The organism is Comamonas sp. B21-038, assembly GCF_022387135.1.
Classification (GTDB): domain Bacteria; phylum Pseudomonadota; class Gammaproteobacteria; order Burkholderiales; family Burkholderiaceae_C; genus Comamonas; species Comamonas sediminis.
The window spans coordinates 985,130-997,452 of the sequence record NZ_CP092462.1 but is presented as its reverse complement, the minus strand read 5'-3'; the positions used below and the strand labels follow the sequence as shown (position 1 = coordinate 997,452).

14 protein-coding genes are annotated in these 12,323 nt (G+C 65.7%); 6 read left to right on the top strand and 8 right to left on the bottom strand.

All coding sequences use genetic code 11. The features are described 5' to 3' along the window. The 5 genes from MJ205_RS04545 to MJ205_RS04525 form a co-directional block, all read right to left on the bottom strand. Window positions 1-975, bottom strand: coding sequence for a Bug family tripartite tricarboxylate transporter substrate binding protein (locus tag MJ205_RS04545; protein ID WP_446715073.1), 975 nt, complete (start codon window positions 973-975; stop codon window positions 1-3). A 39-nt stretch (window positions 976-1,014) separates the two neighbouring features. Next, the gene (locus MJ205_RS04540) at window positions 1,015-1,752 is read right to left on the bottom strand and encodes an SDR family NAD(P)-dependent oxidoreductase (RefSeq protein ID WP_239811378.1); all 738 of its coding nucleotides are present in this window, start codon (window positions 1,750-1,752) and stop codon (window positions 1,015-1,017) included. Window position 1,753: 1 nt separating this feature from the next. Further along, window positions 1,754-2,281, bottom strand: coding sequence for a 2,4'-dihydroxyacetophenone dioxygenase family protein (locus MJ205_RS04535; RefSeq protein ID WP_133858044.1), 528 nt, complete (start codon window positions 2,279-2,281; stop codon window positions 1,754-1,756). 202 nt (window positions 2,282-2,483) lie between these two features. Then, window positions 2,484-3,311 (bottom strand): undecaprenyl-diphosphate phosphatase, encoded by an 828-nt coding sequence (locus tag MJ205_RS04530; RefSeq protein ID WP_230771421.1) that lies wholly within the window; start codon window positions 3,309-3,311, stop codon window positions 2,484-2,486. 118 nt (window positions 3,312-3,429) lie between these two features. Then, window positions 3,430-4,065, bottom strand: coding sequence for an ABC transporter ATP-binding protein (locus MJ205_RS04525; RefSeq protein ID WP_239811377.1), 636 nt, complete (start codon window positions 4,063-4,065; stop codon window positions 3,430-3,432). Between the two features lie 75 nt (window positions 4,066-4,140). Between MJ205_RS04525 and MJ205_RS04520 the strand changes: the two genes are divergently transcribed. After that, on the top strand, window positions 4,141-4,506 hold the full coding sequence (locus MJ205_RS04520; protein ID WP_239811376.1) for a hypothetical protein: 366 nt from the start codon (window positions 4,141-4,143) through the stop codon (window positions 4,504-4,506). A 15-nt stretch (window positions 4,507-4,521) separates the two neighbouring features. Here MJ205_RS04520 and argC read toward each other — a convergent pair whose 3' ends face one another. Beyond that, window positions 4,522-5,448, bottom strand: coding sequence for an N-acetyl-gamma-glutamyl-phosphate reductase (argC, locus tag MJ205_RS04515; RefSeq protein ID WP_239811375.1), 927 nt, complete (start codon window positions 5,446-5,448; stop codon window positions 4,522-4,524). A gap of 128 nt (window positions 5,449-5,576) precedes the next feature. Between argC and MJ205_RS04510 the strand changes: the two genes are divergently transcribed. After that, entirely contained in the window at window positions 5,577-6,461 is an 885-nt protein-coding gene (locus MJ205_RS04510; RefSeq protein WP_239811374.1) for a LysR family transcriptional regulator, read from the top strand. A 72-nt stretch (window positions 6,462-6,533) separates the two neighbouring features. On the opposite strand, the gene MJ205_RS04505 is transcribed toward MJ205_RS04510, so the two are convergent. After that, a complete protein-coding gene (locus tag MJ205_RS04505; RefSeq protein WP_239811373.1) occupies window positions 6,534-7,490 on the bottom strand; it encodes a DMT family transporter in 957 nt (318 codons plus the stop codon). Between the two features lie 76 nt (window positions 7,491-7,566). Between MJ205_RS04505 and MJ205_RS04500 the strand changes: the two genes are divergently transcribed. Then, window positions 7,567-8,448: a LysR family transcriptional regulator gene (locus tag MJ205_RS04500; RefSeq protein WP_239811372.1), complete on the top strand. Its 882-nt coding sequence runs from the start codon at window positions 7,567-7,569 to the stop codon at window positions 8,446-8,448. Between the two features lie 27 nt (window positions 8,449-8,475). Here MJ205_RS04500 and MJ205_RS04495 read toward each other — a convergent pair whose 3' ends face one another. Next, on the bottom strand, window positions 8,476-9,306 hold the full coding sequence (locus tag MJ205_RS04495; RefSeq protein ID WP_239811371.1) for a TOBE domain-containing protein: 831 nt from the start codon (window positions 9,304-9,306) through the stop codon (window positions 8,476-8,478). A gap of 178 nt (window positions 9,307-9,484) precedes the next feature. Here MJ205_RS04495 and modA point away from each other — a divergent pair, with 178 nt between their 5' ends. The 3 genes from modA to modC all read left to right on the top strand — a co-directional run bounded on the left by modA (window position 9,485) and on the right by modC (window position 12,281). After that, a complete protein-coding gene (modA, locus tag MJ205_RS04490) occupies window positions 9,485-10,240 on the top strand; it encodes a molybdate ABC transporter substrate-binding protein (protein WP_239811370.1) in 756 nt (251 codons plus the stop codon). A 209-nt stretch (window positions 10,241-10,449) separates the two neighbouring features. Next, window positions 10,450-11,148 carry a molybdate ABC transporter permease subunit gene (gene modB / locus MJ205_RS04485; RefSeq protein ID WP_239811369.1) on the top strand — a complete coding sequence of 233 codons (699 nt, stop codon included), beginning with the start codon at window positions 10,450-10,452 and terminating at the stop codon, window positions 11,146-11,148. Next, window positions 11,145-12,281 (top strand): molybdenum ABC transporter ATP-binding protein, encoded by a 1,137-nt coding sequence (gene modC / locus MJ205_RS04480; RefSeq protein WP_239811368.1) that lies wholly within the window; start codon window positions 11,145-11,147, stop codon window positions 12,279-12,281. The genes modB and modC overlap by 4 nt, the downstream gene beginning before the upstream one ends. Window positions 12,282-12,323: the final 42 nt, after the last annotated feature.

The window sequence follows — 12,323 nt, the reverse complement described above, 5'->3', positions numbered from 1 at the left end:
TCAGTTCTTCATGTCCAGCAGTTTGATCAGGTCTGCGAAATAGCTCGCATCCTTCATCATCTGGTTGCGGAAACCCTGGTCGTCGGCATAGACAAAGCCCAGGTTCTGCTTGGCCAGCACCTCCTGGAAGGCGGGCTCATCCACCGTCTTCTTGGCGGCCGTCTTGAGGTAATCCAGCACATCGGCCGGCAGCTTCTTGGGGCCGGCAATGCCGCGCCAGGTGCCAATGCTCAGGTCGATGCCCTTTTCCTTCAACGTGGGCACCTTGTCAAAGTTCTTGACGCGCTGGTCGGCCATCACGGTCAGCATCTTGAGCTTGCCGGCCTGCAGCTGCTGGGCCACTTCGGCCGGGCTCACCGCCACCGCATCGACGTGGCCGCCCATCAGCGCCAGCACGGCCGGGCCTGCTCCCTGGAATGGAATGTGGTTGAACTTGATGCCGATCTTGTCGCCCAGCGCGGTGGCTGCAAAGTGCCAGATCGAGCCATTGCCGGCATTGCCCACGCCCATCTTGCCGGGCTCCTTCTTCGAAGCGGCGAGGAACTCCTCAATCGTGTTCCACGGCGCATCGGCACGCACGGTGATCGCGGCCGGGTCGGCGTTGAACTGGATGATGGGCTGCACATCGTCGTACGAGAACTTGGCCAGTCCCATCGGCTTGAGGGTGACCAGCTCCACCGTCACCACGGCCAGCTTGTAGCCGTCGGGCTTCGCATTGATCATGTCGGTCCAACCGATGGCGCCGCTGGCTCCGGGTTTGTTGATCACCACCACGCTTTGCGGAATGTGCTTGCGCGCCGCCTCACCAAAGGCGCGGGCCACGCCGTCGGTGCCGCCACCAGGCTGGAAGGGCACGATCAGCTCGATCTGGCGCGCCGGAAAGTCCGCCGCCGCCGCCCAGCCGCTGATGCCCATCAGCACAGCGCTGGCACCGGCGGCGACAAAGCCCATGGCGCTGCGGCGCGTTTTGTTCATGTTCATACCGTCTCCTGCTTTTTACTTTGTCGTGCAGTTTCAATAGGTCGCACGTCCACCGGATACATCAAACACCGCGCCTGTGCTGAATGAGCAGGCATCCGACGCCAGCCATAGCACCTGGGCGGCAATCTCCTCGGGCTCGCCCAGGCGCCCCATCGGACTCTTGGCGACCATCGTGGCCACATGCTCGGGGGCCATCTGCTCCAGAATCGGCGTGCGCACCGCCGCCGGCGCTACCGCATTGACCAGCACACCACTGCCCGCCAGCTCCTTGCCCAGCGACTTGGTCAGCGCCAACACCCCGGCCTTGGCCGCGCTGTAGGCCGATGCATTGGGCGTGCCTTCCTTGCCCGCGAGCGACGCAATGTTCACCACCCGGCCATAGCCCTGGGTGCGCAGCACCGGCACCACGGCCTTGCAGACGTTGTAGACGCCCACCAGGTTGATCGCAATCACCCGCTGCCAGACAGCATCGTCAAACGCATCCAGTGCCATCGTGGGCCCGGTGATGCCGGCGCTGTTGATCAGCATGTCCACACGGCCCAGGCGGGCCAGGGTCTGCGCCAGCGCAGCCTGGATGCTGGCTGGCTCGGTCACATCGACCCGGCAGAACAGCGCGTCGCCGGCGCCTGCTGCGGCAGGCGGCTGCAGATCCCAGACCGCCGCCCGCGCGCCCGCCTGCTGCAGGGCCTGCACCAGGCTGGCACCAATGCCGCTGGCGCCGCCGGTCACCACGGCCACCCGGCCGCCAAATTGGTAGCTGCAATCGGCCATGTCAGCGAATGAACTGGTTGGTGTAATCCGCGCCCAGGCCAACGGCCTCGAAGTGCTTGCGGCACATCTCTATCTTGGTGAACACGTCCTCAAAGCCCATGCCCTTGCCCCAGGGATCGGTGTAATACATGACACCGTTGACCTGGAAGTAGGTGATCATTTCCTCGCAGTCTTCGGGCACGTACAAGGTGTGGGTCTCGCCGGGGGGTTCGAACACATAGCTGCCTTCCTTGGCCCACCAGTCGTGTTCCAGGTATTTCCAGCGGCCCTTGAGCACAAAGCCATGCACCGCCTGCGGGTGGCGGTGGCGGCTGAGCACGCCGGACTTGCGCACCTTGAGCAGGTTCATCCAGTAGCCCTGGCTGGCATTGAGGCACAGGGGACGGAACCAGACATTCTCCGCCTGCGGCACCCACAGCCGGTCATCGGTGGGGATGGCGCTCTCCACCACGATCTCGGGCAGCGCATCGGGCGGGTTCGGGTACTGGTAGGGCATCAACGGGGTCTGGTCGGGGCTTTCTACGGGCATTTATCCACCATATGGACAGAAGTTCATAATATGGATAATTGTAGAGATCACCGCAAGACCTGCAGCCCAGGCAAACCCCAGGCCTTGGAGGGCACAGACATGTTGGCGACACAGACCCGACTGCATCAGCGAGCAAACGGGCACAAAAAAGCCCGGCTGTGGAGCCGGGCTTCAGTGTGAAGAGGTGCAAGCCATTGCGCGATCAGGAATCCACCCAATTGACCATGCCGCTGAAGGCCGTCACCAGCACGATGATGCCAAACACGATGCGGTACCAGGCAAACGGCACAAAACTGTTGGAGGCGATATAGCGCAGCAGCCAGCGCACGCACAGCCAGGCGCTGATGAAAGAGAAGATGAGACCAGTCGCGAACATGGGGATGTCGGCCATCGACAGCAGTGCGCGCTCCTTGTAAAGGCTGTAGACCCCTGCGCCGATCAAGGTAGGGATCGCGAGGAAGAACGAAAAGTCGGTGGCCGCCTGGCGCGACAGGCCCATCAGCATGCCGCCGATGATGGTCGAGCCGCTGCGGCTGGTGCCGGGGATCATCGCCAGACACTGCACCAGGCCCACCTTGAGCGCATCGAGCGGCGTCATCTCATCGACGGTCTGCACCCGCACATGGGCGGACTGGCGCTTTTCGGCCCAGAGAATGACAAAGCCGCCCAGGATAAAGGTGGTGGCCACCACGACCGGCGTGAACAAATGCGCTTTGATGTACTTGCCAAACAACAGGCCCAGCACCACCGCCGGCAAAAATCCGATGAAGACATTGAGCGCAAACCGCTGCGCCTGGCGGCTCGATGGCAGGGCCACCACGGTGCTGCGGATCTTTTGCCAGTACACCAGGATCACCGCAAAGATGGCACCGGTCTGGATCGCAATGTCGAACACCTTGGCCTTGGCATCGTCGAATCCCAGCAGGCTGCCCGCCAAAATCAAATGCCCTGTCGAGGAGATCGGCAAGAACTCGGTCAGCCCCTCCACCACGCCCATGATGGCGGCTTTGATCAACAGCAAGGTGTCCACAACAGTCTTTCCAAAAAATCGGTGTGCCGATTATCCAGCGGCCCAACACGCGTCACAGCGCTGGCCCCGTAGCGCGCACGAAAATTTACACAATGCAGCGCCCTCCCCTGCCTGCCTGCTATGGCGCCGGCAACGCCACGACCTGCACGGCCCCGCCTGCCGGCAGCAAGGGCTCGTAATGCGCCAGAACCAGGTAGCGGCACTGCGCGGCCAGTGGTGGGGCTGCCGCTTGCAAGGCCTCGCGCAGAAAACTCAGCGCCGGTTTGTCCAGCCCCGACGTAGGCTCATCGAGCAGCACCAGCCGGGCGCCACTGGCCAGGCCCAGCGCGATGACCAGCTTGCGCAGACTGCCGGTGGACAGCGCCAGCAAAGGCTTGGCGCCATGCGGGGCCAGATCAAAGCCCGCTTGCCATTGCCCAAAAAGTGCCTCATCCCAGCCCGGGCAGTCGCGGCGCATCTGCGCGATCCAATCCGCCACCACCGTCGTTCCGGCTGGCATCGTGGCAGGCAGGCGCGGCTCATGCCAGAACACCAGGCCAGCGCTGTTGAGCGCCTGCGCTGTCTGGCCATCGATCCGCAGACTGCCGCCGCTGGCCTGCAACTGCCCGGCCAGCAATTGCAAGGCGGTGGTCTTGCCGGCGCTCAAGCCGTCGACCAGCTGCACCAGGCCGGGGGCGGCCTGCCAGTGCCAGCCGGCCAGCAGCGGGCCCGCTTGCGGGTATGAAAAATCCAGCGCATTCCAATCCAGGCTCATAGGGGTATCCGGCTTGCTTGCTTAACTCCTAAAAACATAGCATAAAATCCCGCCATATCGATGAAAAACCCGCACATGCTCGACTATTTGGACTTTGACACCAGCGATGACGGCGAGGGCATCAGCAGCCTGGATGCGATGGCCTATGCCAAGGCCGCCCAATGGCCCGCGCTGGCGGCTGAAGTCACGCAGTTGCTGGCCTGGTGCAGCGATGCCTTTGGCGCCCCCGGCGCGCTGGAAGAGGGCCATGCCTGGGATCTGGACCTGCAGCTGCAAAACGATGCCGGTGATGCGCTGGCCTTGCACTGGGATGCGCGCCAACGCCAGCTGCTGGCACCCCAGGCCGCGCAGCAGCCCGCACTGCAACTGAGCCTGACCCTCAGCGGCCCCGATCCCTTTGCCCAACAGGTAACCGAGCAGTTTCTGGGCGATAGCGCGTAAATACGCGACGCGGACCTAGGCCGCCAGCATCAGGTCCAGGTTCTGCACCGCCGCACCCGATGCGCCTTTGCCCAGGTTGTCAAAAATAGCCGCCAGCAGCACCTGGCCCTGCGCCTCGTTATGGAAGACGCTGAGCTGCATGGCATTCGTGCCGTTGAGCCGTTGCGGATCCAGCTGCGTGAGCGCTTTGGCCTCGTCCAGCGACAAGACCTGCACATCGGCCGCCTGCGCATAATGCCGCGCCAGGCAGGCCTGCAGCGCAGCGGCATCCACACCGGGCGGCAGCAGGCGCAAGGCCAACGGCACCGTCAGCACAATGCCTTGGCGGTAGGCGCCATAGGCTGGCACAAACAGCGGGCGCGCGGCCAGACCGGCGTGCAGCGCAATCTCCGGCGCATGCTTGTGCGCCAGCTCCAGCCCATAGACCTGGAAGGCCGGTGCCGGGGTATCGCCACCGCCCTCATGCGCCTCCACCCCAGCGCGCCCGCGCCCGGAGTAGCCCGATACCGCATGCACGCTGATGGGGTAGCTGGCAGGCAGCAGCCCGGCCTGCACCAACGGCAGCAGCAGGCCCACCGCGCCGGTCGGGTAGCAGCCCGGGTTGCTGACCCGGCTGGCTTGCGCAATGCGCGCTGACTGCGCTGCCGACATCTCCGGAAAACCATATACCCAATCGGCCTCGGTGCGGTGCGCCGAACTGGCATCGATCACCCGCACGGCAGGGTTGACGATGGACTGCACCGCTTCGCGAGCGGCTGCATCCGGCAGGCAGAGGATGGCGATGTCGCAGGCATTGATGGCTTCGGCCCGGAGCTGGGCGTTCTTGCGCTCCGCTGCAGGCAAGGTCAGCAGGCGGATACCGGAGCGCCCGCGCAGCCGCTCATGGATCTGCAGGCCGGTGGTGCCCTGGTCGCCGTCGATAAAAACAAGAGGAGTGCGCATATGCAGATGACTTCCGTGAATGCGGGCGCTGGCCCATCGATGAAGCCGCTATGTTCCGCCGCGCTCTAGAATAATGAAAGTTGAATTTCATAAACCAGACATTCAGCTTTTCTGAATTTGGAGCCGCGATGCGAGAAATCAGCCTGGACCGTTTGCGCACCTTGGTGGCGATTGCCGACCAGGGATCGTTCATCAAGGCCGCCCACCGCCTGCACCTGGCACCCCCCACGGTCAGCCTGCATATCGCCGAGTTGGAGGAGCGCATTGGCGCGCCGCTTCTGTCGCGCAAGCGTGGCCAGGTCAGGCCCTCTGCGATTGGAGAAGTGCTGGTCGCACGCGCCCGCCGTCTGCTGGGCGATGCCGAGCAGGCGTTGAGCGACATACAACGCCAGGTGCAAGGGCTGGAAGGGCGGGTGCGGCTGGGCGCCTCGACCGGCGTCATCGCCCATCTGCTGCCGCAGGCGCTCGCCGTGCTGCGCGACCAGCATCCCGGCATTGACGTACAGATCAGTGTCCAGACCTCGGAAGAAACACTGGCGCGGCTGGTCGATGGCAGCCTGGATGTGGGGGTGACGGCCCTGCCCCAGCCGGCCGTGGCTGGCCTGGTGATCAAACCCTGGCGCCGCGATCCTGTGATGGCCTTTGTGCCTGCCGATTGGAAAAGCCCAGCCCGTATCACGCCCCAGTGGCTTGCCAGCCAGCCCCTGATCCTCAACGATGCCAGCACACGCCTGTCAGGCCAGACCAGCGAATGGTTTGCCGCCGGCGGCCACCACCCGGTGCCACGCATTGCACTGAACTACAACGATGCCATCAAGAGCCTGGTCGCCGCCGGCTACGGCGCCACCTTGCTGCCGCACGAGGCCACTGCCCCTGCGCCGGATGCGCGCATCGCCATGCGCCCGCTGCGCCCAGCGCTGTGGCGCCGGCTGGGCATGGCCCACCGCGCCGGCTATGTGGAGCCTTCCACCCAGCATGTGCTGGATGTGCTGTGGGGGCTGCGCCTGCGGTGAGCGGCACACCGGCAAGGCCGGGCTGAAAAGCCAGGCCTGTGCAGCGGCCCAGCCGCCAAGTCACTCGCGCGATCAACCGGTCCTTGCACTGCCTGGCGCGATGCGCTTTGGGCGCTGCGCCATCCGCATGCGGCCCGCATTCATCAGCAGCATCCCGGCAATCGCCGCGCCACCGCCACGCAGCAAGGAAGCCGTGACCGGCTCAGCCAGCCACAGGCTGGACAGCAGCATGCCAAACAAGGGCACCAGCGACATATAGGCGGCCGCTGCCCCGGCGCCCAGCTCCTGCACGCCCTTCAGGTACCAGGCATAGGCCAGCGCGGTGGCCCCCAGCGCCAGCGCGACCAGGCTGTACCACACCTCGGCGCGCACATGCACCAGGCCTGCCCAGGCGCTTGGCCCCTCCGCCACCAGACTGGCGCCCAGCAGCAACAGCGCGCCGATACTGGCGGTCGCAGCCGTCGTGGTGAGCGGATCGATGCTGGCCAGCACCAGGCGGCCCAGCAAGGTATAGCCCACCCAACAGGCCGCGCAGCCCAGCAGCAGCCACTCTCCAGCCCCCGCAGCGCTAACCTGGGCCCAGCCCCTATGGCCACCGCTCAGGGCATACAAGGCGCCGCCCACCGCCAGCCCCAGGCCGATAAAAATGGGCAGATTGATGCGTTCACGAAACAGCAGCACCGCAAACAGCATCGTCAGCACCGGGTTGAGCGCAACCACCATCGCCGCCTTGCCTGCGGGCACGGTTTTGAGCGCCAGCAAGAAGAACAGCGAGTAGCCCAGTACGCCCACCGCCGACGCAGCCGCCAGCCCTAGCCACTGGCGCCCGGCCAAATTGCGCAAACGGCCCATGCGCCCGGTGCGGCCCAGCCACAGCAGCAGCACGGCACTGGCCAGCAAAAAGCGCAGGCTGGCCGCAGCCAGCGGCTGCATGGCCTGCGCCACAACGCGGCCCCAGGGCCAGGATGCGCCCCACAGCGCCGCCATGCCGATAAGACCCAGATGGGTGGAGTATTTGGAGGAGTTCATGCGCTGTTACTATCCGCTAATCACGATTGATGGTCGAATGAGCAAATACTCATAGGCCATGTACCCGGTTTCCGCCATGACCTTCACCCAGCTCCACGTGTTTGCCACCCTGGCCAAGGTGGGCAGTTTTTCCCGCGCCGCAGCGGCGCTCGGCATCTCGCAAAGCGGGGTGAGCCATGCGATCAAGCAGCTCGAGGCTGCTTGGTGCGTCAGCCTGTTCAGCCGCGACGGCGCAGCGGTCAGCCTGACGGAGGTCGGCAGCCGCCTGCTGGTGCGCGCCCAGGACATGCTGCAGCAGCAAGAAGCACTGCTGCAGGAAGCACAGGCTGCGCAGGGCGTGGCACGCGGGCGCCTGCATATCGCGTCGTTTGGCGCAACCTCCTCGCTGCGCCTGCTGCCGCAGTTGCTGACAGCCTTTCGGCAGGCGCATCCGCTGGTCGAGGTGCATATCGAAGAAGCGGTGGACAGTGTGGTGCTGCAGTGGCTGCTGGAGCGCCGCGTGGAGCTGGGCTTTGTGGTCTTGCCCGATGAGCGTTTTGACACCGTAGCGCTGCTCGAAGACGAGCTGGTGGCCGTGCTGCCTGCGGCGCACCCCCTGGCCCAGAAGGCCCGCATCAGCGCGCTGGATTTCCATGGCCAGCCCTTTATCCGCACCTCCGCAGGCTCGGGGCCCCGGGTCGATGCCTTTCTGGGCGAGGAGGGCTCGGTACCCAACACCTTGTACCGGTTTGAACAACTCAGCTCGATGATGGGCTTTGTCGCCCAAGGCGATGCGCTGACGATTGCCGCGCGCCTGGCACTGCCTGCGCCACCGGCCGGCGTCGTCTACCGCCCGCTGGCGCCGCGCAACCACCGCCACATCGCGCTGGCGGCGCTGCGCTTTGACCGGCTATCGCCCGCAGCGGCAGCCTTCGTCGAGTCCACCCGAAAAGCCCGCAAGCGCCTGGTGATGGAATAAAGCGCCTGGGTGCCAGAAGCAGGCCAGTTACTCCCCGCTCAGCGCAATCACCACGGCCGAGGGCTCCACCGTCACCTGCACCGCAGAACGCACACGCAGCGACGATGCCTGGCGGCTGAAACCCACCAGCTGCACGCCGGACTGCAGGCGCACGGCCAGCTCCTGGACCGTGCCACCCCGCGTGGCACGCGTGACGGCGCCCTGCCAGCCATTGCCGCCCGGCGCCAGCGCGGTGGCCCCGGATGCGGCCTGCACCGTCACTGCGGTGGCCTTGCACATGGCCAGCACCGGTAAGCCCTGGCGCAGGCCCAGCAGCTGCGCGCTCTCGTCGGTGATGTGGGATTGCAGCCCAAATTGCGCCCCGGCAGCGGCGCCCTGCAGCTGGACTTGCACCAGCGGGCCGCTGCGGCTGAGCTGGGCCACCACGCAGGGCCATTGGTTGCGCATGCTGGTCATCACCTGCAAACGCGCCAAGGTGGTGGCGACGGAGATGCCTGCAGCCCCGGCAGTGCGCGCCTGGGGGTCTGCGGCCACCGGCAGTTGCCGCGCATGCTCCAGCTGCACATGCAATTGCTCGCGGGCCTGGCCCATGGCATTGGCCGCTTCGAGCAGCAGCAGGGCATCGGCCGTGAGCTGGGCGCCCCCTCCCCCCTTGCCGCCCACGCTGCGCTGCACCAGCTCCACGCCTGCCAGGTTGGACAAGGTATCCAAGGCTTGCCAGGCCGCCTTGTAGCTGATGCCCACGCGGCGCGCGGCCTCCGAGATGGAGCCGCAATCCTGGATATGGCGCAGCACGTCGATGCGGCGGTCAGAGCGCTTCTCGGAGAGCGCGGCGGCGAGCGATGCTTGGGGAATCATGGCGCGAATCTTCGCATGCTTTACCACCCGGTGCAGATGCCCATATCGCCACACCAGACATGCAGCGCGCGCAATAGCGTGGCAACGCGGCGGCCTATGCCCCCCACCATTTGGCAGGTCCCCGCAATCTCGTTACACTCGCGCTATTCATTAACAGAATAGCGACCTGATGACTGCCATGACCGCACACCGCCTTGCCCCTCTCGCCCTGTCCCTGTTGGCAGCCTTCGCAACCGGTGCCCATGCCGACGAAGTCTCGGTGGCCGTCGCTGCCAACTTCACCGCGCCGATGCAAAAGATTGCCGCCGCGTTCGAAAAGGACAGCGGCCACAAGGCGGTGCTGTCGTTTGGTGCCACCGGCAAGTTCTATGCGCAGATCAACAACGGCGCGCCATTTGGCATTTTGCTGGCCGCCGACGACACGACACCGGCCAAGCTGGCCCAGGAAGGCAAGGGCGTGGCCGCCAGCCGCTTCACCTACGCGATTGGCCAGTTGGTGCTGTGGAGCAAGCAGGCCGGCTATGTGGACGACACGGGCGCCGTGCTCAAGACTGGCGACTACCGCCACATTGCCATCGCCAACCCCAAGCTGGCCCCCTACGGCCTGGCCGCGATGGAAACGCTCCAACACCTGGGCCTGACCGACGCGGTGACGCCGAAGATCGTGCAAGGCGAGAACATCGGCCAGACCTACCAGTTCGCAGCCAGCGGCAATGCCCAGCTGGGTTTTGTGGCACTGTCGCAGGTGATGGAAGACGGCAAGCTGCGCGAGGGCTCGGCCTGGATCGTTCCATCGGCCATGCATGAACCCATCCGCCAGGACGCGATCTTGCTCAACAGCGCCAAGGACAATGCTGCCGCTACTGCCTTGATGCAATACCTCAAGGGTGACAAGGCGCGCGCGATCATCCAATCCTACGGCTACGCGTTTTAAGAGACGGGCGGAGAACGCAGCCCGCCCGCACGCTGGCCGGTCCTGGTCAGCCAGACGGAAGCTGAGCGGCCAGCCTTTATGCCACCCGCGAGCCAGCGGCTTCAGCGCGTTGGCCCAGCTACACATTCCGCTTGCCGCGGCCGCGCTGTGCGTGCACCATGGGCGCAGCGCCCTCCCCCTTGTTGCCACCTTGCCAGCCCCCGCCTGCCGTGAGTACTTCCTTTCTCAGCCCCGACGATTGGGCCGCCATCTGGCTGACGCTTGAGCTCGCCAGCTTCACGACGATCTTGCTGCTGGTGCTGGCCACGCCGCTGGCCTGGTGGCTGGCACATACGCCATCGCGCTGGCGCGGCCCCATCGGCGCGGTGGTGACGTTGCCGCTGGTGCTGCCCCCCACGGTGATTGGCTTCTACCTGCTCATCACGATGGGCCCCAACGGCCCGCTGGGCCAGCTCACCCACGCGCTGGGCCTGGGCTATCTGCCGTTTACCTTTACCGGGCTGGTGGTGGGTTCGCTGGTCTATTCGCTGCCCTTCGCAGTGCAGCCGCTGCAGCGGGCATTCGAGGGCCTGGGCCGCCGCCCATTGGAAGTGGCCGCCACCCTGGGCGCAAGCCGCATCGACAGCTTCTTCAGCGTGGCGCTGCCGCTGGCGCGCCCCGGCTTCATCACCGCTGCCGTACTGACCTTTGCCCATACCGTCGGTGAGTTCGGCATCGTGCTGATGCTAGGCGGCAATATCCCTGGCAAGACGCGCGTGGTTTCGGTACAGATCTATGACCACGTGGAAGCACTGGAATACACCCAGGCGCACTGGCTGGCGGGTGGCATGGTGGTGTTTGCCTTTGTGGTGCTGGTGGCGCTGCAATGGCTGCAACCCCGGGACAAGAACCACGCGAGCCCGCTATGACGCACGTCCAGAACACTGATAACGGCATTCACGCGCGCCTGCAGCTGCAGCGCGCCTCGTTCCAGCTGCAGGTCGATCTGCAGCTGCCCGGCCAGGGTGTCACCGCGCTGTTTGGCCCCTCGGGCTGCGGCAAGACCAGTTGCCTGCGCGCCATCGCCGGGCTGGAGCGTGCCCAGGGCGAGGTCTCTGTCAATGGCGAGCGCTGGCAGGACGACGACAGCGGCCACTGGCTGCCCACCCACCAACGCGCGCTGGGCTATGTCTTTCAGGAGGCGAGCCTGTTCCCGCACCTGAGTGCCCATGACAACATCCGCTACGGCCTGCGCCGCACACCGGCGGCGCGCCAGCGCGTGCAACTGGAACGGCTGGTGGAGCTGCTGGGCATCGGCCCGCTGCTGGCGCGCAAGCCCGCGACCTTGTCGGGTGGTGAGCGTCAGCGGGTGGCCATTGCCCGTGCGCTGGCCACCAGCCCGCGCGTGCTGCTGATGGACGAGCCGCTGGCCGCGCTGGATGCCGAGCGCAAGGCCGAGGTGCTGCCCTACCTGGACCAGCTCAGCGCGCAGCTCCAACTGCCGATTCTTTATGTCAGCCACTCGATCGACGAAGTGGGCCGCCTGGCCGACCAGGTGGTGCTGCTGCAGGCGGGCCGTGTGGTGGCACAGGGGCCGGTGGCAGAGCTGCTGAGCCAGCTCGATACACCGCTTGCGAAAACCTTGCCCGATGCACAGCAGGCCAGCATCCTGGAAGGCCTGGTCTGCGGCCACGATACGCAGGACCACCTGTGGTCGATGCAGATACCGGGCACCCCCCCACAGCAATTGCACTGGACGCAGGCCGATGCCCACTACCAGCAAGGTGAGCGCCTGCGTCTGCGGGTCATGGCACGCGATGTCAGCCTGTCGCTGATGCCACAGGCGGGCAGTTCCATCCTCAACAGCCTGCCAGCCGTGGTGACGGCAATGCAGGCCAGCAGCCCGGGCCAGGTGCTGGTGCAGTTGCGCCTGGCGCCCGGTGGCGCCGACGGCGCGCCCCATCTGCTGGCACTGGTGTCTGCCCGCTCGGCGCGCCTGTTGCAGCTGACGCCGGGCCTGCTCGTGCATGCCCAGCTCAAGGGCGTTGCGGTCTTGCGCTGACCGCCAGAGCCTCTGGCGCCTGGCGCCAACAACAAAAAAAAG

Excerpts from the sequence above, each read along its gene's own strand:
- modA (WP_239811370.1), top strand. The coding sequence starts at position 9,485 with ATGACCGCACACCGCCTTGCCCCTCTCGCCCTGTCCCTGTTGGCAGCC.
- MJ205_RS04520 (WP_239811376.1), top strand. The coding sequence starts at position 4,141 with ATGCTCGACTATTTGGACTTTGACACCAGCGATGACGGCGAGGGCATC.
- MJ205_RS04540 (WP_239811378.1), bottom strand. The coding sequence starts at position 1,752 with ATGGCCGATTGCAGCTACCAATTTGGCGGCCGGGTGGCCGTGGTGACC.
- MJ205_RS04500 (WP_239811372.1), top strand. The coding sequence starts at position 7,567 with ATGACCTTCACCCAGCTCCACGTGTTTGCCACCCTGGCCAAGGTGGGC.
- MJ205_RS04495 (WP_239811371.1), bottom strand. The coding sequence starts at position 9,306 with ATGATTCCCCAAGCATCGCTCGCCGCCGCGCTCTCCGAGAAGCGCTCT.
- MJ205_RS04525 (WP_239811377.1), bottom strand. The coding sequence starts at position 4,065 with ATGAGCCTGGATTGGAATGCGCTGGATTTTTCATACCCGCAAGCGGGC.
- MJ205_RS04505 (WP_239811373.1), bottom strand. The coding sequence starts at position 7,490 with ATGAACTCCTCCAAATACTCCACCCATCTGGGTCTTATCGGCATGGCG.
- modC (WP_239811368.1), top strand. The coding sequence starts at position 11,145 with ATGACGCACGTCCAGAACACTGATAACGGCATTCACGCGCGCCTGCAG.
- argC (WP_239811375.1), bottom strand. The coding sequence starts at position 5,448 with ATGCGCACTCCTCTTGTTTTTATCGACGGCGACCAGGGCACCACCGGC.
- MJ205_RS04510 (WP_239811374.1), top strand. The coding sequence starts at position 5,577 with ATGCGAGAAATCAGCCTGGACCGTTTGCGCACCTTGGTGGCGATTGCC.
- MJ205_RS04535 (WP_133858044.1), bottom strand. The coding sequence starts at position 2,281 with ATGCCCGTAGAAAGCCCCGACCAGACCCCGTTGATGCCCTACCAGTAC.
- MJ205_RS04545 (WP_446715073.1), bottom strand. The coding sequence starts at position 975 with ATGAACAAAACGCGCCGCAGCGCCATGGGCTTTGTCGCCGCCGGTGCC.